This is a genomic window from Staphylococcus sp. GDB9P120P (genome assembly GCF_017893435.1).
Classification (GTDB): domain Bacteria; phylum Bacillota; class Bacilli; order Staphylococcales; family Staphylococcaceae; genus Staphylococcus; species Staphylococcus cohnii.
On sequence record NZ_JAESNB010000010.1, the window covers coordinates 20,652 to 44,271 of the forward strand.

Consider the following 23,620-nt stretch of genomic DNA (forward strand, 5'->3'; position numbering starts at 1 on the left):
TCGTCACCCTTCTGCTTTTAATTCAAACAACATATCTCTGAGTTCAGTTGCTTTTTCAAAGTCTAAATCTTTAGCTGCTTGTTTCATTTCTTTTTCTATATTACTAATGGTTTTTTCACGCTCTTTTTTCGTCATTTTTTTAGGTACTTCCGTACGTTGCGCTTCGTTTGTTTCATCTGTTTCAACAGTAGCACTGATAACATCATGAATTTTTTTATTAATTGTGGTAGGCGTAATATTATATTTTTCATTATATGCTTGTTGAATCGATCTACGACGCTCTGTTTCATCTAGTGCGTAACGCATTGAATCTGTAATTTTATCTCCATACATAATAACTTCACCGCCACTATTACGCGCTGCACGACCTACTGTTTGGACAAGTGATCTTTGCGAGCGTAAGAAGCCTTCTTTATCTGCATCTAATATGACAACAAGAGATACTTCTGGTATATCAATACCCTCTCTTAACAAGTTAATACCAACAATCACATCATAGGTACCCACACGTAAATCTCGAATAATTTCAATACGTTCTAAAGTTTTAATTTCTGAATGTAAATAATTCACATTAATGCCTGCTTCTTTCAAATACGTGGTCAAGTCTTCACTCATCTTTTTAGTCAATGTTGTTACTAATACACGTTCATTTCGATTAATACGTTCTTGTATTTCACTAAGCAAGTCATCAATTTGATTTTCTGTCGGTCTAACTTCTATCTTAGGATCTAATAATCCTGTTGGGCGAATAATTTGTTCCACCATTTCATCTGTATGTTCTAATTCATAAGGTCCTGGTGTTGCAGACACATATACAAGTTGTTTCGTTTTTTCTTCAAATTCTTCAAATTTTAACGGTCTATTGTCTAAAGCACTTGGTAACCTAAAACCATGATCAACAAGTACTTGCTTACGCGCACGGTCGCCGTTATACATACCTCTGACTTGTGGTAATGTCACATGTGACTCATCAATCATCACAAGCCAATCATCTCCAAAATAGTCGAGCAATGTATAAGGTGTTGAACCCATAGGTCTTAGTGTCAAATGTACAGAATAGTTTTCGATACCTGAACAAAATCCCATCTCTCTCATCATTTCCAAATCATAATTTGTTCTTTGTTCTAGGCGTTGAGCTTCAAGCAATTTATTCTCGGAACGCAACTCTGACAAACGTTCTTCAAGTTCATTTTCAATACGTTGGATGGCAGATTTCATTTTTTCTTCTCGGGTAACGAAGTGGGAAGCTGGGAAAATTGCAAAGTGATCGCGCTCTCTCAACACTTCTCCAGTTAAATAATTAACTTCACGTATTCTATCAATTTCATCCCCGAAAAATTCAACACGAATGCACATTTCTTCACGAGAAGCTGGGAAGATTTCTACAACATCGCCTCTAACACGAAATGTACCACGTCTAAAATCAATATCATTTCTTGTGTATTGCACATCTACTAATTTTTTAAGTAACTCGCTTCTGTCCATTTCCATACCTACGCGGACACTGACAACTAAGTCACGATATTCTTCTGGATTACCTAAACCATAGATACAGCTCACACTAGCAATGATAATGACGTCATCTCGTTCAAATAATGCGCTTGTCGCAGAGTGACGTAATTGGTCAATTTCGTCATTAATTGACGCATCTTTTTCAATAAATGTGTCAGTTGATGGTACATAGGCCTCTGGTTGATAATAATCGTAGTAACTGACGAAGTACTCGACTCTATTCTCAGGAAAGAATTCTTTAAATTCACTATATAATTGACCCGCTAACGTTTTATTATGGGCGATAATTAAAGTTGGCTTACCAACTTGTTGAATCACATTACTCATTGTAAATGTCTTCCCAGTACCCGTAGCTCCTAGTAATGTCTGATGTCTCTTCCCTGCATTCACACCATCTACAATTTGTCGAATCGCTTCTGGTTGGTCCCCTTTAGGATCAAAATCCGATTGTAATTTAAATGGGTAGTGTTCCATAATGACACATGCCTCCTATTATATTTCTATCTGCTCGAACGTAATTTAAATATCTCATTTAACACGCGACTTATTTTAGTTGATATAACTATATTTTACATACGTATGTTATTAACAGTTTATATTTTAACAGATTTATAACCTTCAACACAAACATTTGTTCGTAAATTAGTGTTTCACTATATAAAAACAAACACAGTACATGACCATGTTTGTTTGCGTTAATAAATTTTTATTCTGATAAAATGAAGTTAAATAATTATATACTTTTTGTCATGTTGTATCAATTAAGTTGCTTAACACTTATTACCTAATCATCTTCTTTTTTATGGAGTTCTAATTGATCGATAATTAAGTAACCTGCTAATAATGAAGCAACATCTATAAAAATAATCCATTCATCATGAAAAAAACCTTTTTCAATTGAAGTTCCTATTAAAATCAAAGTTAAAATAGTACCTACCCATTTACTTCTTGTCAGTACGCTAAACAATACGACAAGTATGCAGGGGAAAAAAGATGCTAGTATATACCAGATCATTCATGTCACCCGTTCCTATTATTTAAAATAGACATCGTTGTTTCTCGTAATTCCGATTTTGGTATAAATCTCTCTGTAAGCATTTCAGGAATAATATTTTCTATAAAATCTTGCACTGAATTCAAATGGTCAAATTGCATAATTGTTTCTAATGACATTTCGTATATTTCAAAAAATAGTGGCTCAGGATTACGTTTTTGAATTTCACCAAATGTTTCATATAACAAATCAATTTTATCAGCAACAGATAAAATTTGACCTTCTAGTGAATCATCTTTTCCTTCTTGCAGTCGTTCTCGATATATGGATTGATATTGTTCTGGTATTTCTTCGTTTATAAAATGATCTACCATTTCTTCTTCTACTTGTGAGAATAATTTTTTTAATTCTCCACTCGCATATTTGACTGGCGTTTTAATATCTCCTGTAAAAATTTCGGCGAAATCATGGTTTAAGGCTTTTTCGTATAAGCTTTTCCAATCTACTTTATTGCCGTGATATTCTTCTACTGTACCTAAATATTGAGCAATTTTAGTCACTTTAAAGGAATGTGCAGCAACATTATGCTCAAAATATTTAAATTTCCCAGGCAATCGTATTAATTTTTCTAAGTCTGATAAACGTTTAAAATATTGATGTACTCCCATGATAGCGCCTCCTCATTTATTTAATGAATGATTATACTTGATTTTATAATATCATTCCACATGTAAAATGTCTTTTTAATGCCGTTAAATATCATCGAATCGTTCTATTTTCAAAATATAACCTATTTATTTGTCTTTCAAGTTTTATTCATTTTACATCATTTCAAAAAATGATGCGCCCATAACAAATTTTATTGAAAAAGTACTGAGCGTAAAAAATGACACCTCTGATATATAATGCCTACACCAATGCCCATTATGATAATAAGCCCGAGACACTATTTATGTCTCGGGCTATTAGTTTAAATATATTTGTTCAATTGCTAGTGAAATTTCTAAGTATACGTTTTTATCTTTTTAATGAATATAGTTATATTGTCCCGAATTATGAATGGTTCTATAAGATTTTTGTCCTACACCTTGCCAGTTCATTTCCGAAACCAAAATGGATCCGTCACTATTTTGACGTTCTACTATGCCTACATGACCATAATTTCCAGCATTACTTTGTAAGATAGCGCCTACTTCAGGTGTAGAATTAACAACATAACCATTTTGACGTGCAGCTGAAGCCCAGTTATTCGCATTGCCCCAAAGTGTTCCTACAGATTTACCTAATTGTTGACGTCTATCAAAAGCGTAGTATGTGCACTGACCCCAATCATAATAATTCTGCCCACCGGATGCGTAGTGTTTCTGCTCTTGAGCTGTGTAGTATTTCGGTTGATAACCATTGTTATGAATACTGTCAACGTTTGATGTAGTATCGCGTTCATCAATACTATCATTTGACCAAGATTGCTGCTTTACTGGTAAAGAATGGTTCGCTAATTTTGTGAACGTATTATTGTTTTCAGTTGTTACACCTATTGTGAATTGATCACTATTCGAATTATTTTCTAAGTCATTTTGTGTGTAACTTTCTGAATTACTTTGTGTGTATGTGCTTTGAAATTGGTTATTTAAATGTGATGAACCTTTTTCAGAAACAGCAATGAGCTGCCCAGGATGAATTGTCTCTGTAATATACGGATTCAATTGATAAAGTTCATTTAAACTTATTTGATGTTTATTCGCAATACCTTGTAGTGTATCGCCTTCTTTCACTTCCACAATATCTTCGTCAGGGAGTACTAGCGTTTGTCCAGATTTAACCGACTGTACAAGCTCCATATGATTTAATGATTGTATTGTATTAGTCGTTGTTGCGAATGCTTGCGCTATATTTGATAAATCAGTATCTTCTTTCACTGTATGTACTTGATCAGCTGATGCTAGACCATTCACGCCAAAAAACAGTGCTGCAGAAGTTAGAGAAAAAGTTAAGCCTTTCTTCATTATGTGTTTCAATCCTTTGCTGTCTAAATTTATTCGATATTTAATCAATCATAATATAGCATATCCGCTTAATACTTTTAGCATTGTTATCATTTTGTAATGCAAAAGATAATTATTAACTGAACGCCTCATTGGCCTTTAATCAAGCCTTTCTTACTTTTATCACAATAATTTTAATCATAGTAACACATCGGTTAAATTCAACTGTAATATTTCAATTTGTATTTTACATATAAGAAGCTATTTATTAAAAATTACTAATAAAATTTAAGCAATCATTTTAATTGAATAGCTCATCTTACATACTATATTACTCTATAAAAATATGAGTGAGCTAGAAAACAATTATTTATAAATTGGTTCCCTGCTCACTCATAAAGTTAGTATAATATTAACATCTATTTAAGTATTAATCTTTTGCTGAATGATTTAGATTCATTTGATTTCGTAAATACGCTTCAATAAACGGTCCTAAATCACCATCCATAACTGCATCTACTTTACCTGTTTCTTCGTTTGTTCTGTGATCTTTAACCATCGCATATGGATGGAATACATAAGATCTAATTTGGCTTCCCCATCCAATTTCTTTTTGTTCACCACGGATTTCGGCCATTTCTTGTTCTTGTTCTTCTATTTTTAATTGATAGAGTTTAGACTTCAATGTTTTCATTGCAGCTTCTCTGTTTTTGATTTGTGAACGTTCATTCTGGTTATTTACCACAATACCCGTTGGATGGTGGGTAATTCTAATAGCTGATTCTGTTTTATTGATATGTTGACCACCTGCACCTGAAGCTCTAAATGTATCAACGGTAATATCATCAGAATTTATCTCCACTTCTATTTCAGTGTTATTAAACTGTGGTATGACATCACAAGAAGCAAAAGATGTATGTCGGCGACCAGATGAGTCAAATGGTGATATACGTACAAGTCGATGCACACCTTTCTCAGCTTTTAAATAGCCATATGCATTATGACCTTTCACAATCATTGTTACACTCTTAACACCCGCTTCATCCCCAGGCAAATAGTCTGCAATTTCAACTTTAAAGCCTTTTTGTTCACAGTAACGTTGGTACATTCTCAACAGCATATTTGTCCAATCTTGAGATTCTGTACCACCTGCACCAGGATGCAATTCAATAATTGCATCATTCGCATCATAAGGCCCATCTAACAATAATTGTAACTCAAATTGGTTTAGCTCGTTTTGAAAATGGATGACACTTGCTTCTAAATCATCTTTCATCGATGTATCGTCTTCTTCTAACAATAATTCTCGTGTTGTTTCCATATCTTCAATGTTTGCTTCTAAATCTCTGTAGGCATTAACAACCGATTTTAAAGCATTATTCTTATCTATAATTTCTTGAGCTTTATCTTGATCATCCCAAAATGAAGGATCTGTCATCATTTCTTCGTATTCTTGTATGTTTGTCTCTTTTTCTTCTAAGTCAAAGAGACCCCCTAAGTTGTTCTAACTTTTCATTATAAGCATCTAAATTACGCTTAATTTCAGATAATTCCATTGTGCATCTCTCCTAATTTTTACGAATGAAATATATTTGATATATCAATTACTACACTATCATACATATGATACAAAATATAAACTGCCAATTTCAACTTAAGCACTAGCCTCTATCCTTAAATTATTAAAAAAAACATCTTTCACAGTTAAACGCCACAATTTAACTGCAAAAGATGCTTGATATACAAAAAGTAATAAATCCTGTCTCACACGTTTATCATTTAGATAAGTTTAAGCGCCATGACAGTTTTTATATTTCTTACCGCTACCACAAGGACATGGGTCATTTCTGCCTATATGTTCATCTTTGACATAAGGCTCTGCTTTCGCTTTTTCTTTTCCATCTTCTGCTGATACATGCTCAGCTTTACCAAAATCAGTTGTTTTATCACGTTCTACATCATCTTCTACTGAAATTACTGATTTGAGAATATATTTACTCACATCTTCTTCAATGTTTTGCATCATAGTATCAAATAATTGGTGACCTTCATTCTGATAGTCACGTAATGGATTTTGTTGACCATATGAACGTAGATGAATACCCTGACGTAGTTGATCCATAGTATCAATATGGTCTGTCCAATGCGTGTCAATGGAACGGAGTAAAATCATACGCTCAAATTCATCAAACTGAGTACCTATTTTCTCTTTTTGATCTTTTAAGGCTATTTCTATTTTTGACCATACAACCTCAAAAATATCGTCACTATCTTTTCCATTAATATCTTCAACTTTTAATTCGCCTTCATTTAAGAAAACATCTTCTACATAATTGATGAATGGCTCATAGTCAGGTTCGTCATCTTCTTCATTTACATAATAATGAATACTTCTTTCTAACGTAGAGCGTAGCATTGCATTGATTAATTCGCCACTTTCGTCGCTGTCAATAATATCATTACGTTCACTATAGATAATTTCACGCTGCTTACGCAGTACATCGTCATACTCAAGGACACGTTTACGAGCATCAAAGTTATTACCTTCAACACGTTTTTGAGCTGATTCAACAGCACGTGAAACCATTTTAGATTCGATCGGCGTTGAATCATCCATGCCCAATCGGTTCATCATATTTTGTAAACGTTCCGAACCAAAGCGCACCATTAACTCATCTTGTAGCGATAAATAGAAACGGCTATCACCTTTATCTCCTTGACGACCTGAACGACCACGTAATTGGTCATCTATACGACGAGATTCATGACGTTCTGTACCAATTACTGCTAAGCCGCCTATTTCTTCAACACCATCGCCTAATTTGATGTCCGTACCACGACCGGCCATGTTGGTAGCAATTGTCACTGCACCACGCTGGCCAGCACTTGCAATAATGTCCGCTTCACGTTCGTGATTTTTCGCATTTAAAACATCATGACGTACACCGTGTTTTTTCAATAAATTAGAAATATATTCACTTGTTTCAACAGCAACAGTCCCCAACAAGACTGGTTGACCTTGTTTATGCTTTTGAATGACATCTTCTACAACTGCATCAAATTTACCTTTTTGACTGATATAAATTAAATCAGGTTTATCAATACGTTGTACTGGTCTGTTGGTAGGAATTTGCGTAACTGTCATATTGTAAATATTTCTAAACTCTTCTTCTTCTGTTTTTGCAGTACCTGTCATACCGGATAATTTATTATACATTCTAAAATAGTTTTGGAATGTAATTGAAGCCATCGTTTTTGATTCGTTTTGAATTTTCACACCTTCTTTAGCTTCAATTGCTTGGTGTAATCCTTCTGAAAAACGACGTCCAGGCATTGTACGTCCTGTAAATTGGTCAACAATCAATACTTCACCGTTATTCACCATATAATCTACATCTCTTTGTAAAGTAACATGTGCACGTAACGCAGTATTGATATGACTGATAATATCAACATTTTTCACATCGTAAAGGTTATCAATTTTAAACATGCGTTCTGCTTTATCAATACCCTGCTCGGTTAATTGGACTGCTTTTGTTTTTTCATCATAATTATAATCATCTTCGCTTTTAAGCATTTTAGCAAAAACATTTGCTTGAGTATAAAGTGAAGTTGATTTCTCTGCTTCACCTGAAATAATCAATGGCGTACGTGCTTCATCAATTAAAATTGAGTCTACCTCATCAATAATCGCAAAATTAAGTGATCGCATCACGCGTTCTTCCGCATAATTCACCATGTTATCACGTAAGTAATCAAATCCTAATTCGTTGTTGGTACTATAAGTGATATCACTTGCGTAAGCTTCTCTTTTCTCTGCGGTCGTTTTACTATTTAAGTTCAAACCAACACTTAATCCAAGAAATTCGTATAATTCAGCCATTTCTTCACTCTGTATGCTAGATAAATATTCATTGACTGTAATAACATGTACACCGCGTCCTGATAAAGCATTTAAATAAACTGGCATTGTCGCCGTCAATGTTTTACCTTCACCGGTTCTCATTTCAGAAATATCGCCGCCGTGGATCGCTATACCACCCATAACTTGTACTTTATAAGGAATCATGTTAAACACACGTTTTGATCCTTCTCTAACTAAAGCAAATGCTTCTGGTAAAATATCATCTAAAATTTTATTTTGCTTTTTAATATCTTCTTCTTCTTGAACTTGCGCTTGAAAATTTTTCGTTTTTTCTTTAATTTCTTCATCAGTTAATATCGACATATCCTCTTCTAATGCGAGGACTTTGTCGGCTAATTTACCAAGGCGTTTTATTTCTCTTTTATTGCCATCTGCAATTTTTGATAAAAAACCCATTCTGTTCGCTCCTTTAGCTTTATAACTCATTATAACTCTTCGTTTACAACAATTTATAATATCATTTATAAGCTTAAATTTACACTTATTACGTTTATCGTACTACCTACGCTATATTTTGCTTACATGTTTCGGAATACATATTGAAATACTGCCTCAATAAAAATATACACAACATACATGTTCACTTTCAAATTATTACATAATAACATAGCAAAAAATGAGCGTCCATGATTTCACTCAATCATGGACGCTACTACTTTTACAAATATGATACTAATGCAATTGAATTATTCAGTTGTTTCAATCAGTCCATATTTGCCATCTTTTCTTTTATAGACAATACTTGTACCATCTGTTTCGCGATCTGTAAAAATGAAGAAATCATGGCCTAATAAATCCATTTGCAATACCGCTTCTTCAGAATCCATAGGTTTTAAGCTGAAATTTTTTGAACGAATAATCTCAATTTCACTATCATTGTCATCATTTTGTAGTTTTTCTGCCTCTTGTTCTTCAGGTAATGATGCGAATGCTTCTGGTTCGTCATTCTTTCTATTTTTACGGTTTACACGCGTTTTATATTTTCTAACTTGTCTTTCTAATTTGCTATTAATTAAATCAATACCAGCGTATAAATCATCATGACGTTCTTCCGCTCTAAGCGTAACATTTTTCAATGGAATAGTTACTTCTATTTTAGTTGCTGAGTTTTGGTACGTTTTAACTTTAACGTGTGCAGTTGCATTTGGCACATTGTTAAAGTAACGTTCTAATTTACCAATTTTCTCCTCAATATAGTTGCGAATCGCATCAGTAATAGTGAGGTTCTCTCCGTGAATTTCAAATCTGATCATAGTAATCGACTCCTTTAAAACCTCTATATTGGTAATAGTGCTTATATCTATAATACCACGAATAGCTTACCGTGCAAACGTAAACACATCGAATTTTCTGATTTTTCTATCAAATAACAATTGTCCTGCATTATGAACCGTTAAGCCTGTAGTATATATGTCATCTATCAACAAAATATTTTTTTCTTTTAAATCTACATATCGTGTTATTTCAAAAGGATTCGGTCATTGCATGCGTTTTTGTTTACTTAATTCTGATTGTTTTATACATGAGTGTGTGGCAAGCAGACAATGATATTTAACCTTTTTTAAGTCTAATACTGATTGTATAGGATTAAACGTTCTTTCCCTATCTCTATATAGAGGAGACGGTATGGGGATAATGTAATCATATTTGTAATGAGGCAATTTAACTCTTTCTGCAATTATTTCTGCTATTGCAACATCTCTTTTAAATTTATATTGTTGAATCATTTCTTTTACAATACCGTCGTATCGGTAAAAACAATATAATTTATTCATTAATTTAAATTTCAAAGATAATTCGGTACAATCTGAGCATAATTTTTCTGTTTCATTAAGTAACTTCATACATGTTGGGCAGCGATTCGTCGCATTTAATTTCATTATATCCCATTGATGATTACAAATATGGCACAATTTTGAAGCTTTTTTATAAAAGGTAAATGCATTTAACGGTTCTGAATAATAAGTGTGACAATATAAACATATCGCTGTCAGTCTATCCACCCTCTTTTTTTGCAAGTTTATTCATTTTCTTTATCTGATATTGAGCTTGAAGCATAGACAGCGTGATGCCTTCATGCATACAAAATACGCTTCCTGTTGGTGCTTCCGCTTTTCTTCCAACTCTTCCTGATATTTGAATGATGGCACTCGTCTCAAACTGGTGGCTATTTATGATCACAACATCGAGTTTTGCCATAGTAAAGCCTCTTTCTAGAATAGTAGTGGTGAAAACAATGGCGTGTTCGCCATCTCTCAAACGCTTTACTTTATCAAATCGAAACACATCATTACTGTAAACATATATTAAAGATGGTAACGCATCTTTATATAATTGATACAATTGTTTCATTAAAATAATGTCGTTAAAAAAGACGAGCGTATATCGTTGTTGACTGACTTGATGTTGTAAAAATCGTAATAATTGATATTGCTTTTTATTGGGATTAATTCTCAGAAATTTAAATTGAGGCACTGGTAAAGGATGTCTATGAAAACGCGCGGGTAATTGAATGATTTCTAAATTGCTAATTTGTCTAATTAATGATTTTGTGGGTGTAGCAGTCATTAATATATGACAGTGTTTTAATTTCGAGGCTCGCTGTAATGCTTTTATCAACGTTGGTTCTGTGGGTAATGGAAAGGCATCAACTTCATCTACAATAATTACATCAAAATGTTGTTTGAAACGATAAAGTTGATGAACTGTGGCAATAATAAAATGACCATTAAACTGTTGCTGTGATGATTGATGTAATACATCTATTTCTTCTTCGCGGAATGCTGCTTTAATCCTCATGCTCACTTCTAAAACGACATCAACCCGTGGAGATACGATTGCGACATTATAACCTGTTCCTCGCATATTTAATTCCTTCAAATATCATCTCAGTCTTACCTGCACCTGTGACAGCATGAAGTAATAGAGAGTGGAAGCTTGCAATCGCTGATACAATTTTGTCGGATGCAAATTGCTGTTGCTCTGATAATTTGAATGATAATTGATAATGGCAAGGCGTCACTACATTGTGACTTTCTATGATATAAACCTCGGTAGTATTATCCATTCTCCCCATATTGATACAATTTCTACAGTAGACGATTGGCTTATTTAATACCATAGATTGATATTTATAAAAATGCGTTGGTCGGTGTGAATGACATTGCGAACACGTCCAATAGCCGTTATCTAATATAACACCTTTCGTCGTTTGTCTTATACGTTCATCAGTTAATAATGACTTATCATTAATCATTCTTCCGTAGTATTTAATCGTTTATTTCCTCCAAACTAAAAAGCGAGTCAAAAATTAAACTTTACTTTAATTTCAAGACCCGCTATAAAATAATTGATTCATTGATTTATCATACAGAAATTTAAACACTAAACAACTCATTTGTCATCTTATTGTTGGTATTAATGACTGAATGAACAGTTATATTTATAACAAGTATCTCTCGCAAAACGCTACTTTACTTAACACATGATAAAAGTATTTTCAAATCTGCCCTGCCATTTAGTCTGTACGTACGGACCTACCTGTGAAACCTAATCCCATACCCCCTGAGCCTAAATGAGCTGCGACTACAGGACCTAAATAAGAACGATATAATTTATATTGTGGATAGTTGTTTTGTAATTCATTGTACATCCAGTCTGCATCTTCTCGAACATCTCCACCTATCACTAATAAAGTAACCTCTTCATAATCTTTAACGATTTCAATCACTTTATTGATAATTTCTTTAAGTGCTCGTTTTTTAGTACGTATTTTTTCATCAGGTAAAATTAAACCATCTTCAAATTTTAAAACTGGTTTCATTTTCAACATCGTACCAACCCACGCTTGAGCACCAGTAATACGACCACTTTTTTGCAAGTTTTTCAAATCGTCTACCATCAATCTCGCACCTGTGACTTCTCGCATTGCTTCAAGCTCTTTAATGATTGCCTGAGGTTCATCGTTTTGTTCAATTAATTCAATTGCACGTAATACGTAAATCCCCATTGCCATCGCTGAAATTTTTGAATCAAATGTATGCACATTAATCCCTTCAACCATTTCTCCCGCTTGTGTAGCTGTTTGATAAGTACCACTGATACCTGAAGATAGGAAAACGCCTATGACATCTGTATATCCTTCATCGCGTAATTGCTCGTATTTTGTTATAAATTCACCAATTGCCGGCTGGCTTGTCGTAGGAATTGTTTTAGATGTTTTCATTCTTTCATAAAATTCATCTGCTGAAATAGATGCATTTTCTACAAAATTTTCACCGTTATCAAAAGTTACACTTAGTGGCGCAATATTTATATTATATTTATCAATTAATGTTTGAGATAGATAACTCGTTGAATCTGTTAATACAGCAATTTTCATCATAATCCTCCTCAATTATACTCACAACTATGATACATTATTTTATATTAAAAGAAAATTTATTTTTACATTAAACTTGAATTCAGAACCGTGTATAATAATATGTATTGATTGAAACTATGACTGGAGTGTTTAAATATGGATGAATCAATCATAACAATAAAGCAAGAACATATGATAGAAAATGTAATTAGCAAATCACGCTTTATTGCCCATATCAAACCTGTTGACTCTGAAGCAGAAGCTAAAGACTTTATAAACTTGGTGAAATCAGAACATCGAGAAGCAACACATAATTGTTCTGCCTATACGGTTGGAGCACAAATGAATATTCAAAAAGCAAATGATGATGGAGAACCAAGTGGAACTGCAGGTGTACCAATGCTAGAAATATTAAAAAAACTAGAAGTTCACAATGTTTGTGTCGTAGTTACGCGTTATTTCGGTGGTATAAAATTGGGTGGCGGCGGTTTAATAAGAGCCTACAGTGGCGCCGTGAGAGATGTCATTTATGAAGTGGGTCGTGTTGCTTTACGCTCAGCAATACCAACTACAATCACTATTGATTATGATCTTACTGGTAAATTTGAATATGAATTAGCGCAAACATCTTTCTTCTTAAGAAACACAAATTACACAGACAAAGTGAGTTATCAAATAGATGTGGTAGAAGCGGAATATGATGATTTTATTGCTTTTCTAAATAAAATTACTTCTGGTAACTATGATTTAGTTGAGCAAGATATCATTATGTTACCATTTGACATACCAACAACCTGAAGTATAGCTATTTCAAGTTATTTATATGCACCATCCATCATAAATAATATCTATCCTGCTACAAAGTTAAAAGAATGAAAAAACCTTACTGATATGCATTGATATTTGTAATTAAAGTAAAATTTAAAAAAGTAAGTATATCAGTCTTTGCTTTAATTTATCGCTGTTCATAAAACAAAATTAGAACCTGAGATATTAATATCTCAGGTTCTAATTAGTAGTCTAACTATTCATCTTTTTTATGTCGTTCTTTATTTTCAATTAATTTTAAGAGTGGTCTATAATCGTCATCTATTAATCCTGTAAATTCAACAATGAGTTCAATTGTAATGAGTATGAGTACAAGCATCATGAGTACGCCCCATGGTTGCGATAAATATAAAATAATACTTGAAAGACTAAATAACAATGCGATTGAATATATCAGAATAACTGTTTGACGATGTGAATAACCTAACTCTAGTAATTTATGATGTAGATGTGACTTATCCGCTTGCATAATACGTTGGCCCTTTTTCACACGTCGTATCATAGCAAATAAAGTGTCTATAAACGGTACTGCTAAAATAACAATCGGGAAGAATAAAGACACAAATGTAATATTTTTAAAACCTAAGAGTGAAAGAAAACCAACAATAAAGCCAACAAGTAATGCGCCGCTATCCCCTAAAAATATTTTAGCAGGATGAAAATTAAAACATAAGAAACCTAATAACGCACCGATAAGCACACTACAGATCATAATTATAAATATATTTGCTTGTAATATTGCGATAAACCCAATAGTCATCAATGCGATTGTTGCTACACCAGAAGCCAAACCATCCAAACCATCAATTAAGTTGATTGCATTGGTAATCGCAACAATCCAAATCACTGTAATAGGGATACCTAATATACCAAAATGTATTGTTGGTCCAATCGGTAAAGAGATGAAATCAATGGTTACACCATAATAAACGACAACCAGTGCTGCAACCACCTGGCCTAATAATTTTACGATTGGCGTTAAATCATAGATATCATCTATCAATCCTACTAAGTAGATTAATACTGCCCCAATGACGAGTGGCTTCACCTCTGTTTCAATTGGATGTCCTAACCAAATCCCTAATAAAAAGGAAAGTAGTATCACGGTACCACCTAAGACAGAAGTTGGTTTTTTATGTACTTTCCTAAAATTAGGTTGATCAACAACACCCAATTTATGGGAAACCTTTATGACAATGGGAGTAAGTATTAAACTGACAATCATTGAAAAAATGATTAATAATAACGTATACATCAGTTCACCTTCATTATTTTAAGTCTTTATATTTTTGAATTTGAATTTAAAATCTCTATAAATATTCCAAATATGAAATCATATTTGGAATGGATATACACATGTGTGTTTTTAAAACATAATTAACTTTATATATTTCGAGTAATTCTATAAATGATTCAATTAAGTCTATAATACACGATGTACTTTTAGTAATACAAATAGTAATGTAATCATTAGTAAGATTCAACGCAGAAATTCACTTTCTTTTTTATAGAATAAACAATTTATTTATTTTACAATCACTCAAATAAGTATTCTAACATGAATTTTAAACAAATGTTATTAATTTCTAAATATCAATGATGACAAAATGTAACTTTTCACTTACAATGACTAAGTGTGTATTTAAAGGAGCGTAAGAAAAATGTTTGAAGCTATTATTTACAATATTGCGGTTACTGTCGCAGGAATTTATTTATTCCACCGATTACAGTACTCTGAAAATAAAAATATGGTGTTTTCAAAAGAATACGTCACGGTTTTAATGACCATTGTAGCCTTATTATTATCTGTAAAGCCTGTCCCTATCTTCAATGAATATGTACTCTATTTATCTTTTGTGCCGATTTTATTTTTAGGTAGATATACAAATATGGTTTATACAGTTTTAGCAGCGTTTATCGTGTCTTTAGTTAATGTATTAATTGGCGATTATACGATTATAACTGCAATGATCTTAATTGTAATAGCCATCATTGTCGGAGCAATAGGACCATTTTTAAAACAAAATGACATCATCTCATTACAAATACTCAACTTAATTACGCTAGTCATTTTTGTCCTCTTGTCATTTATCAGTCCATATTATGAATTTAAAGAAGTATTATATATGATACCGTTATCGTTCATTTTAACAATCACTTCTTCGATTACATTCGTAGATATTTGGCATTTCTTCTCTTTAGTAAACCGCTATGAGAATGAAGATAAATTTGATTATTTGACGGGTTTAGGCAATGTTAAAGAATTCGATAGACATTTGAATGAAACAACACGTATTGCAGAAGAAAATGATGAAAGTTTAGGTTTACTACTCATCGATATTGATGGGTTTAAAGATGTTAATGATATGTATTCACATGATTCAGGTGATGCTGTATTACGACAAATCGCACAATTACTGAAAAACTACGTGCCAGAACAATTTAGTATTTACCGTAACGGTGGCGAAGAGTTTTCTGTAGTATTATATGACTATACGTTAGATCAATGCGTTAAATTAAGTGAAAGTATCCGTAAAGGCGTGGAACAATCTACTTTCCATTTACCAAATAAAGAAATTATTAAATTATCAGTTTCTATTGGTGTTGGATACTTAACTAAAGATGATTATAAATCTCAACGTACCGTCTTTAAAGTCGCAGATGATATGTTGCATATGGCTAAAAATGAAGGACGTAATCAAGTCATGTTTAACCCTATTGTTAAATTATAACTAAATAAAATGAAGCCATTTTCAAGAGTCTAGGACATAAATATCTCTGACTAAAAAATAAGCGTCAATTTCTATTGAGAAGATATAGAGATTGACGTTTTCTTTAGTTTTATGAAATTTTGTAGCTCGTTGAGCTACCATCTTTCTTATATTCAATGCCATTAATACAAAACCAAGTTCTTGTTTAAGTTTATTTAATCCTCGAACTGATATTCGAGTGAATGTTTATTAAATTATATGAAAGTGCCTTGTTTTTTGAATATTAATATATATTGTACCGATTTTGCATCGTGCTGACGCCCGGGGGAAATGATATGAGCGAGAGACTACAGGCTCGAGCCATATCCCCAGGCAAGCATGCACGATCAAAATCGTAATATTTTAAATATAAAGAGGACCAATCCATATAAAGTGGATTAATCCTTTTTGATTTGAGAATGGTTATTTATATCTCAAGCTTTTTTAATTTATATTATGAAAGCGGCTATTTAAACATCTACATTAATGTATTTCATCGCATAGTTCTTTTGAAAGTAAAACTCTAAAAATATTATTGAAAACATAAAAACACTCGTAAGATTTAACAATGCATAAGCATTCCTTCAATATTTTTAAAATAAAACATATCATTTACAAATTTAAGTTTGTTACAATATAGGAGGTAATTATAAAAACAATCTATACTGAAATAAATATTATTGAAAGTTACCTTAGTACACGGTAAACTTTCAATTGATTTATGAAAAATTTAGGAGGTGCCCAGCTATGTCTGATTCGATCACTATCATTGATGAAGATAAAGTGATTGACGTTGTGCTCATTGCAGGCAGAATATTGCTTGAAAGCGGTGCTGAAACTTATCGTGTTGAAGATACGATGAATAGAATTTCAGCAAGTTTCGGCTTAGATGATACATATAGTTTTGTTACATCTACAGCGATTATTTTTTCACTCAATAATCGAACAAACACGAGACTTATCCGTATACGTGAGCGGACGACTGATCTAGAAAAAATTGCATTAACCAATAGTTTATCTAGAAAGATTTCTAATAATCAGTTAAGTATAGATGAAGCAAAATCTGAACTTATTCATTTACACCATGCATCATTACAGTTTTCATCTATCACTAAATTTTTTGCTGCTGCCATTGCATGTGGTTTTTTCTTATTTATGTTTGGCGGTGTTATGAATGACTTCTTTTTTGCAATTCTTGCAGGAGCTGGTGCATTTTTAACTTTTGATTTTGTTCAACGTTATATACAAATAAAGTTCTTTTCGGAATTTATTAGTGCTGCGGTTGTTATTACAATAGCAGCTACATTTTCAAAATTAGGCATGGCAGCAAACCAAGATATTATTACCATTGCAGGCGTCATGCCGCTAGTCCCTGGTATTTTAATTACCAATGCTATCCGAGACCTCATGGCAGGCGAACTCATCGCTGGTATGTCTCGTGGTGTCGAAGCGGCCTTAACATCATTTGCTATAGGTGCTGGTGTCGCAATCGTTTTATTAATATTTTAAAAAGGAGTGCTCAAATGGTCATTGGCTACTATGTTTTACAATTTATTGTTAGTTATTTAGCGACAATGCTATTTTCTGTTATTTTTAATGCACCTCGACGTCTCCTTTTAGCTTGCGGTTTCGTTGGTGCTATGGGATGGATTATATATAAAGTGACACTTGATGTAGAACTAGGAAAGGTAATGGCTTCGTTCCTAGGAAGTTTTATATTGGCAATTATGAGTCATACCATGAGTAGACGTTATAAAAGACCAGTCATCATCTTTATTGTGCCTGGCATCATCCCACTCGTTCCTGGTGGACTTGCCTATGAGGCAACACGCTATTTAGTGAGCAACGAATATACACATGCCGTCAATACATTTCTCGAAGTAACACTTATTTCAGGTGCAATTGCCTTTGGTATTTTATGTGCAGAGATTATTTATTATCTTTATACACGCATAAAACAACACATTGGTAAAATGAATGGTAAAATATATAAGAAATCATATAATATGAATAACAGAGCATAAGGGGTGTTTTTATGAAAAATGATATTATTGAGCGACTTACAAGATATGTCAAAATTGATACACAATCTGATCCACATTCAAATTCAACACCTTCCACTAATAAACAGTGGGATTTATTGAATTTATTGAATGATGAATTAACAGATTTAGGACTAGAAACTGATGTTGATGAAAATGGATACTTGTTTGCAACATTAGAAAGTAATGTTAACGAAGCTATTCCAACTGTTGGTTTTCTTGCGCATGTTGATACTTCACCCGATTTTAATGCTACAAATGTCAATCCACAAATTATTGAGCAGTATGATGGGAAACCGATTCAGCTCGGCGATACAAATCGAGTTTTAAGTCAAGATGTCTTTCCTGCTATGAAACAAGTAGAGGGACATACTTTAATGGTTACAGATGGCACATCATTATTAGGTGCAGATGATAAAGCTGGTGTCGTTGAAATTATGGAAGCTTTAAAATATTTAACATCGCATCCAGAAATCAAACACGGTCGCATCAGAGTAGCTTTTACACCTGATGAAGAAATTGGTAAAGGACCACATGCATTTGACGTTGAACGTTTTAATGCTGACTTTGCATATACAATGGATGGCAGCCAATTTGGTGAGTTACAATATGAAAGTTTTAATGCTGCAGAAGCGATTGTAACTTGTCACGGTGTTAATGTTCATCCAGGATCTGCTAAAGATGCGATGGTTAATGCTGTGCTATTAGGTCAACAATTCAACGCTCTTTTACCTCAAAATGAAGTGCCTGAACGTACAGAGGGTTATGAAGGTTTTTATCATTTAATGAAATTTGATGGTGATGTTGAGAAAGCGAAACTTTACTATATTATTCGTGATCATGATAAGCATGAATTTGATTTACGTAAAAAACGTTTAGTAGAAATTAAAAATGATATCAATAGTCATTTTGAAGATGAACCGATCGAAGTTGAAATAAACGACCAATATTACAATATGGGAGAAAAAATTAAGCCAAAACCACATGTTATAGACATTCCTAAACATGTCTTTGACAAGTTAGATATTCCAGCTAATACTGAACCGATTCGTGGTGGCACAGATGGTTCACAACTATCATTTATGGGATTACCAACACCTAACATTTTTACTGGCTGTGATAACTTCCATGGACCTTTCGAATATGCTTCTATCGATGTCATAGAAAAAGCTGTAGATGTCATAGTAGGTATCGCTCAAGAAGTCGTACAAACTTATCAAAAGAATGATTAAATAGAAATGACTCGGATATAGAGGTCATTTTGTACTTTTTCAATGCTCATCATCCTTGTCGGAGTAGGACAACGAAATCTTTTCAAAGATTAGATTTCTGTCCTACTCCCTTTTTTTATTTTTGTACCTTACAATTTGGATTGTGCATGCTAGTCCAACACATATTTCGTATAAACCTCAAACTTGTATTTGTTAATCAGACGATACCACTGGGTGCCAACATTATGGTAGTATTGTTTCTTATCATACGTATGTGTATTAAAAATAATTTTTATTAAATTTATGTCTTATAATTGTAACTTCGAACAACTGCTGATTTTTGTAGAATTTAAAAAACCGTCAATTTCTATATAATTACAATAGAAATTGACGGTTTTGCATTTATATTTTATTTATTAACATCAAACTGTGTTTTTAATAGCTTAATCGCTTGAACTGTATAATGTCTAATTTGAATTCCCATTTTAAAATCTGTAAAAGATTGAGGCATTTCTATAAATGTATTAAACATTGCTGTTACACCCATCGATTCAAACAAATCAAACTTATCATCTGTTGCGCAAATTGCGATTGACGGTTTGTCATATTTTGTAGCTAGCTCGGCTAAGCGAACGGTAGTCGTTTCTAAAATTTGATCTTGCTCGTTCACACCTTCACCAAAAATTATTAAATCTGCTTGTTGAATTAATGACTCTAAATGCGTAATTTGGTCTACCAGTTCATGACTCGTCATAATCTCAGCACTATATAAACCATTTAACATTGCAGCTATACCCCCACCAGCGCCGCCTCTTTGAATAGGCCCTAGTGCGATTTTTAATTCAGCTTTAAACATCTCACTTAAATACCATATTAAATTATCTATCTCACTTGCTTCTTGATGCGAAATTTGATGCGTTTCAAATGTTTGCATGATTTCACTATTTTTACCATATAATTTACTATCAAAATCTGACATAAGTTGGATTCTAATATCTTTCAACTTAGGATCAACTTGAGATACATCTATACGACGAATATATTTTAAAACACGACTGCCTTGTGTAACATCGATTTCTTGAGCCTCGTCATCATAAAATTTAGCACCGAGTGCTTGAAGCATGCCAGCACCACCATCAAAACTACCAATAGCACCTAGCGAAATAATTAAATGTTCAGCACCATTTTCTATTGCATCAAGTATAATTTCACCTAAACCATAACTTGTTCTTTCTATAATTGGACGTTGACCTTTTAAAAATAGATTACCTTCAATAATTGTCATACCATTATCAGTAATACCATAAATAGCTTCTACTTCATTCATATCTGCATCATGTGCAACCACTCTGTATTTGGTACCTGACTGCCATAAAAAGACAGAATCCATCAGTTCATGCCGACCATTAAACAACGGTACTTGAACAATATCAGCCTTCTCTATTTGACTAGCAACCGCTTCTTCTACATACCGATTGGCTTGATAGCTAGATATAATACCATTAAATTCATCCATTGCTACTAATACTTTCATTTTGTCACCTCTAATATTAATATTACATTGTAATTTTCATAGCTTTATTTTTAAGTTAACGTGATTTCCACACCTTATAAATTTTAAATAGCTGTGATTAATTGATATATTTAATTCAACTGTACAGAAATCAAACTAAGTATCATTTCACTTTGTGTTAAAATTAGCACAAATCATATGCTACTAAACCGCTGGTAAAAATATCATCACACTTAAGGTTGGTAATCACGTTCAAACATCGTATTGATGATAAATACAATAGTTACATAAATAATATACATCTATGCACATATATGCATTACTAATTCAACTTTATATTATACATGTCAAAACACATTTTTTCACATTATAAGAAACGCTTGTTAAACCTTTTAATATAACTTAAAGCTTAACAAGCGTTTCTTTATTAAATATTTATTTTTTATTCTTCAGCGCCTGCCAAAGATTTTACATTAATATGATCGTGACTTGCATTCCAAATCGCTTGTCCCTTCACAAAATAAAATGCTTGTGGCGATTCATGTTTAACATTTGTTTTTTCTTCTATATAATCTGATAAAGCTCTCTCTTGTTGTACGATTAAATAATAACCATCCATATCTCTTTCATATAAAAATTTGTTGAATTGATCAATAGCATTTGCTGAAATTGGACATGTTTCACTATGCTTCAGCACAAATACATATTTATTTTCTTCTAAAACTTGCTCAAACTGGTCAATCGAACTCAGCTTTATAGCCATTCTATTCACCTCTAAAAATATTTAACACACCACATTGTCTCTAAAAGTGTGAAATTCCAATGATATTCACATATCATTGTTTCCAATTATACACAATTCCCTTTTTATTGTTAACAGTTTATTACAAATCTCATAACTTACCCGATTAATTTATTATTGATATTTTTCTTTTAATTCGGCATAGCGTTTATTAAAATCCTTATCATAATGTTTTAAATCTTCACTTTCTTTAGGTAATTTATTGATGTCTATTTTAGCGATTGCTTCACCAATTTCAATTGTTTCTTCTCTTGTTTCATAATAATTTTGTAAGCTATAGTACATCTCAATCGTGTTTTTACGCGCATCATTCACATAGCCATCTGTTATTTCTGCCTTGTTCAAGTCTTTAATTTGTTTTTTTATTAATGGCATAATTTGAGTTTCAATGACTTGCTTCTCTGATTTAGCATTTGTAGAATTGGATTCTTTTTCCGCTGTATTTTTTAAATCTTTGTTATTTTGTTCCAATTTCTCTTTAAAGCCTTTAACACTTTCACCAGCATTATTAGCTTTTTTCATGTTTTCTTCTACTTCTGATCTATTCTTTTCAAAAAGTTTTGTATAATCTAAAATATCTTCATTCGCTTTAACTGCTTGATTGTATAAATCTACAAATGTTTTAACTTCCTCGATGGCAGCTTTTTTCTTTTTGACAGATGCTAAATATTTTGATTTTAATTCCTTGGTTTCCTCAGAATTTGCTGGCAGATGTTTGGTAGATTTCTCATATGCTTCAAGTTTAGGTGTTAACTTGCTATTCAAGTTATTTTGCAATTGATTGAATTCTTTTTTGTTTTTATCAGTCATATCTGTTTTACTTAAATCATTAATGTTTTCTAAATCAATAGAATCCATTACTTTATTAAATTCCTTTTCTTTTTGCTTTACGTCAGTTAATGTACTATCGAAATCTTTAAATTCGTTGGCACCTTCATGTCCGCAAGCGACAAGTACTACGGCAAAACAAACTAATAAAACAAAGCACATTAATTTTTTCATTTCTGCACTCCTTATCATTACGTATTATACAGAAACTTATTTAACTTGAAAATAATATATGATATATTATTCCAGAATTTACAGTTTAACAATTTATTTTGATCATTTAAAGGAGTGATTTAATTCAATGCATTCGGATGTTCAACCTTTTATCAATGAAGATATACAACAAACTTTTATTAAACAATATCAGATGCTACGTCATAAATTATTGACACTCTTAAATACTCCTGTAAAAACAACACATCATATTGGAGGAACGAGTCACTTCAACTACCCTACTGAACCTATTTTAGATGTTTTAGTTGGCGTCAATAATTTACATGATATAACTGCTTTAGATGAAAAAAGATTAAATTATGAAGGGTTTTATAGACTTCACCATCCATATCACAAAAAAGTAGTAATGGCTCAATTTAATAATCTCATTGATTTAAAACAAATTGCTCGATTACATATTGTTCAAATAGATTCACAACTTTATAATGATTATCTGAAGACAAATCATTACTTAACAATTAACTCATCTCCAGCAACCAACTTTGGAAAGCAAAAGTATAATTTAGCGACAGATGCAGTACTAATTCGTGAATATGAAAATCAAAAACAATTACTTTTCAAACAACTACTCCGAAAAATTAATAAAGATTTATCGAACACACACAACTAATCTTTAATCACTAAAATAATAAA

Annotated in this window: 21 protein-coding genes and 1 pseudogene; 6 read left to right on the forward strand and 16 right to left on the reverse strand. The window is 32.5% G+C overall.

Going from position 1 to position 23,620, the window contains the following annotated elements:
• Positions 1-3: 3 nt before the first annotated feature.
• From uvrB to fakB1, 11 genes are all read right to left on the reverse strand, one after another.
• The gene (gene uvrB, locus KA856_RS10950; protein WP_181187461.1) at positions 4-1,989 is read right to left on the reverse strand and encodes an excinuclease ABC subunit UvrB; all 1,986 of its coding nucleotides are present in this window, start codon (positions 1,987-1,989) and stop codon (positions 4-6) included.
• 307 nt (positions 1,990-2,296) lie between these two features.
• Entirely contained in the window at positions 2,297-2,527 is a 231-nt protein-coding gene (locus tag KA856_RS10955; protein WP_019469490.1) for a CsbA family protein, read from the reverse strand.
• Positions 2,528-2,532: 5 nt separating this feature from the next.
• On the reverse strand, positions 2,533-3,174 hold the full coding sequence (locus tag KA856_RS10960) for a YfbR-like 5'-deoxynucleotidase (RefSeq protein ID WP_019469491.1): 642 nt from the start codon (positions 3,172-3,174) through the stop codon (positions 2,533-2,535).
• A gap of 357 nt (positions 3,175-3,531) precedes the next feature.
• Positions 3,532-4,512 (reverse strand): COG3942 and LysM peptidoglycan-binding domain-containing protein, encoded by a 981-nt coding sequence (locus KA856_RS10965; protein ID WP_107386212.1) that lies wholly within the window; start codon positions 4,510-4,512, stop codon positions 3,532-3,534.
• Positions 4,513-4,921: 409 nt separating this feature from the next.
• Positions 4,922-6,047, reverse strand: a protein-coding gene (prfB, locus tag KA856_RS10970) for a peptide chain release factor 2 (protein WP_107383671.1) whose coding sequence is annotated in 2 segments (ribosomal slippage) — positions 4,922-5,974 and positions 5,976-6,047 — 1,125 coding nt in all. Because the reading frame shifts where the segments join, the coding sequence is not laid out codon by codon here.
• A 233-nt stretch (positions 6,048-6,280) separates the two neighbouring features.
• Positions 6,281-8,812, reverse strand: a complete 2,532-nt coding sequence (gene secA, locus KA856_RS10975; RefSeq protein WP_107383670.1) for a preprotein translocase subunit SecA — start codon at positions 8,810-8,812, stop codon at positions 6,281-6,283.
• Positions 8,813-9,102: 290 nt separating this feature from the next.
• Positions 9,103-9,669 carry a ribosome hibernation-promoting factor, HPF/YfiA family gene (gene hpf, locus KA856_RS10980; RefSeq protein ID WP_019469495.1) on the reverse strand — a complete coding sequence of 189 codons (567 nt, stop codon included), beginning with the start codon at positions 9,667-9,669 and terminating at the stop codon, positions 9,103-9,105.
• A 225-nt stretch (positions 9,670-9,894) separates the two neighbouring features.
• Positions 9,895-10,296, reverse strand: coding sequence for a ComF family protein (locus KA856_RS13925; protein ID WP_245344315.1), 402 nt, complete (start codon positions 10,294-10,296; stop codon positions 9,895-9,897).
• Positions 10,297-10,411: 115 nt separating this feature from the next.
• The gene (locus KA856_RS10990; RefSeq protein ID WP_348634520.1) at positions 10,412-11,281 is read right to left on the reverse strand and encodes a helicase-related protein; all 870 of its coding nucleotides are present in this window, start codon (positions 11,279-11,281) and stop codon (positions 10,412-10,414) included.
• A complete protein-coding gene (locus tag KA856_RS14060; RefSeq protein ID WP_348634521.1) occupies positions 11,262-11,672 on the reverse strand; it encodes a hypothetical protein in 411 nt (136 codons plus the stop codon). Before KA856_RS14060 ends, KA856_RS10990 begins: the two co-directional genes overlap by 20 nt.
• 261 nt (positions 11,673-11,933) lie before the next feature.
• Entirely contained in the window at positions 11,934-12,797 is an 864-nt protein-coding gene (fakB1, locus tag KA856_RS10995; RefSeq protein WP_107383668.1) for a fatty acid kinase binding subunit FakB1, read from the reverse strand.
• A 138-nt stretch (positions 12,798-12,935) separates the two neighbouring features.
• Between fakB1 and KA856_RS11000 the strand changes: the two genes are divergently transcribed.
• The gene (locus tag KA856_RS11000; protein ID WP_107504630.1) at positions 12,936-13,577 is read left to right on the forward strand and encodes a YigZ family protein; all 642 of its coding nucleotides are present in this window, start codon (positions 12,936-12,938) and stop codon (positions 13,575-13,577) included.
• Between the two features lie 226 nt (positions 13,578-13,803).
• Here KA856_RS11000 and KA856_RS11005 read toward each other — a convergent pair whose 3' ends face one another.
• Positions 13,804-14,862 (reverse strand): glycosyltransferase family 4 protein, encoded by a 1,059-nt coding sequence (locus KA856_RS11005; RefSeq protein ID WP_019469500.1) that lies wholly within the window; start codon positions 14,860-14,862, stop codon positions 13,804-13,806.
• Between the two features lie 406 nt (positions 14,863-15,268).
• On the opposite strand from KA856_RS11005, the gene gdpS reads away from it, so the two are divergent.
• On the forward strand, positions 15,269-16,339 hold the full coding sequence (gene gdpS, locus KA856_RS11010; protein WP_107383666.1) for a GGDEF domain-containing protein GdpS: 1,071 nt from the start codon (positions 15,269-15,271) through the stop codon (positions 16,337-16,339).
• Positions 16,340-16,360: 21 nt separating this feature from the next.
• Here gdpS and KA856_RS13930 read toward each other — a convergent pair.
• Positions 16,361-16,561: pseudogene (locus KA856_RS13930) on the reverse strand (IS5/IS1182 family transposase); the annotation flags it as partial.
• Positions 16,562-17,104: 543 nt separating this feature from the next.
• On the opposite strand from KA856_RS13930, the gene KA856_RS11015 reads away from it, so the two are divergent.
• Genes KA856_RS11015 through pepT form a run of 3 tightly spaced genes read left to right on the forward strand, consistent with a single transcriptional unit; the run spans position 17,105 to position 19,631 of the window.
• Positions 17,105-17,866, forward strand: coding sequence for a threonine/serine exporter family protein (locus tag KA856_RS11015; protein ID WP_019469503.1), 762 nt, complete (start codon positions 17,105-17,107; stop codon positions 17,864-17,866).
• Between the two features lie 14 nt (positions 17,867-17,880).
• Positions 17,881-18,381 carry a threonine/serine exporter family protein gene (locus KA856_RS11020; protein WP_219912734.1) on the forward strand — a complete coding sequence of 167 codons (501 nt, stop codon included), beginning with the start codon at positions 17,881-17,883 and terminating at the stop codon, positions 18,379-18,381.
• An 11-nt stretch (positions 18,382-18,392) separates the two neighbouring features.
• A complete protein-coding gene (pepT, locus tag KA856_RS11025; protein ID WP_210138680.1) occupies positions 18,393-19,631 on the forward strand; it encodes a peptidase T in 1,239 nt (412 codons plus the stop codon).
• Between the two features lie 388 nt (positions 19,632-20,019).
• On the opposite strand, the gene KA856_RS11030 is transcribed toward pepT, so the two are convergent.
• The 3 genes from KA856_RS11030 to KA856_RS11040 all read right to left on the reverse strand — a co-directional run bounded on the left by KA856_RS11030 (position 20,020) and on the right by KA856_RS11040 (position 22,927).
• Positions 20,020-21,144, reverse strand: a complete 1,125-nt coding sequence (locus tag KA856_RS11030; RefSeq protein ID WP_192945169.1) for a glycerate kinase — start codon at positions 21,142-21,144, stop codon at positions 20,020-20,022.
• A gap of 421 nt (positions 21,145-21,565) precedes the next feature.
• On the reverse strand, positions 21,566-21,886 hold the full coding sequence (ytxJ, locus tag KA856_RS11035; protein WP_019469507.1) for a bacillithiol system redox-active protein YtxJ: 321 nt from the start codon (positions 21,884-21,886) through the stop codon (positions 21,566-21,568).
• Positions 21,887-22,039: 153 nt separating this feature from the next.
• Positions 22,040-22,927 (reverse strand): EMYY motif lipoprotein, encoded by an 888-nt coding sequence (locus KA856_RS11040; protein WP_119517880.1) that lies wholly within the window; start codon positions 22,925-22,927, stop codon positions 22,040-22,042.
• A gap of 127 nt (positions 22,928-23,054) precedes the next feature.
• On the opposite strand from KA856_RS11040, the gene KA856_RS11045 reads away from it, so the two are divergent.
• On the forward strand, positions 23,055-23,597 hold the full coding sequence (locus tag KA856_RS11045; protein WP_210138681.1) for a GrpB family protein: 543 nt from the start codon (positions 23,055-23,057) through the stop codon (positions 23,595-23,597).
• Positions 23,598-23,620 lie beyond the last annotated feature (23 nt).

Coding starts and splice junctions, on each gene's coding strand:
- KA856_RS10955 (WP_019469490.1), bottom strand. CDS start 2,527: ATGATCTGGTATATACTAGCATCTTTTTTCCCCTGCATACTTGTCGTA.
- KA856_RS10960 (WP_019469491.1), bottom strand. CDS start 3,174: ATGGGAGTACATCAATATTTTAAACGTTTATCAGACTTAGAAAAATTA.
- KA856_RS10965 (WP_107386212.1), bottom strand. CDS start 4,512: ATGAAGAAAGGCTTAACTTTTTCTCTAACTTCTGCAGCACTGTTTTTT.
- secA (WP_107383670.1), bottom strand. CDS start 8,812: ATGGGTTTTTTATCAAAAATTGCAGATGGCAATAAAAGAGAAATAAAA.
- hpf (WP_019469495.1), bottom strand. CDS start 9,669: ATGATCAGATTTGAAATTCACGGAGAGAACCTCACTATTACTGATGCG.
- KA856_RS13925 (WP_245344315.1), bottom strand. CDS start 10,296: ATGAAATTAAATGCGACGAATCGCTGCCCAACATGTATGAAGTTACTT.
- KA856_RS10990 (WP_348634520.1), bottom strand. CDS start 11,281: ATGCGAGGAACAGGTTATAATGTCGCAATCGTATCTCCACGGGTTGAT.
- KA856_RS14060 (WP_348634521.1), bottom strand. CDS start 11,672: ATGATTAATGATAAGTCATTATTAACTGATGAACGTATAAGACAAACG.
- fakB1 (WP_107383668.1), bottom strand. CDS start 12,797: ATGAAAATTGCTGTATTAACAGATTCAACGAGTTATCTATCTCAAACA.
- KA856_RS11000 (WP_107504630.1), top strand. CDS start 12,936: ATGGATGAATCAATCATAACAATAAAGCAAGAACATATGATAGAAAAT.
- KA856_RS11005 (WP_019469500.1), bottom strand. CDS start 14,862: ATGTATACGTTATTATTAATCATTTTTTCAATGATTGTCAGTTTAATA.
- gdpS (WP_107383666.1), top strand. CDS start 15,269: ATGTTTGAAGCTATTATTTACAATATTGCGGTTACTGTCGCAGGAATT.
- KA856_RS11015 (WP_019469503.1), top strand. CDS start 17,105: ATGTCTGATTCGATCACTATCATTGATGAAGATAAAGTGATTGACGTT.
- KA856_RS11020 (WP_219912734.1), top strand. CDS start 17,881: ATGGTCATTGGCTACTATGTTTTACAATTTATTGTTAGTTATTTAGCG.
- pepT (WP_210138680.1), top strand. CDS start 18,393: ATGAAAAATGATATTATTGAGCGACTTACAAGATATGTCAAAATTGAT.
- KA856_RS11030 (WP_192945169.1), bottom strand. CDS start 21,144: ATGAAAGTATTAGTAGCAATGGATGAATTTAATGGTATTATATCTAGC.
- ytxJ (WP_019469507.1), bottom strand. CDS start 21,886: ATGGCTATAAAGCTGAGTTCGATTGACCAGTTTGAGCAAGTTTTAGAA.
- KA856_RS11040 (WP_119517880.1), bottom strand. CDS start 22,927: ATGAAAAAATTAATGTGCTTTGTTTTATTAGTTTGTTTTGCCGTAGTA.
- KA856_RS11045 (WP_210138681.1), top strand. CDS start 23,055: ATGCATTCGGATGTTCAACCTTTTATCAATGAAGATATACAACAAACT.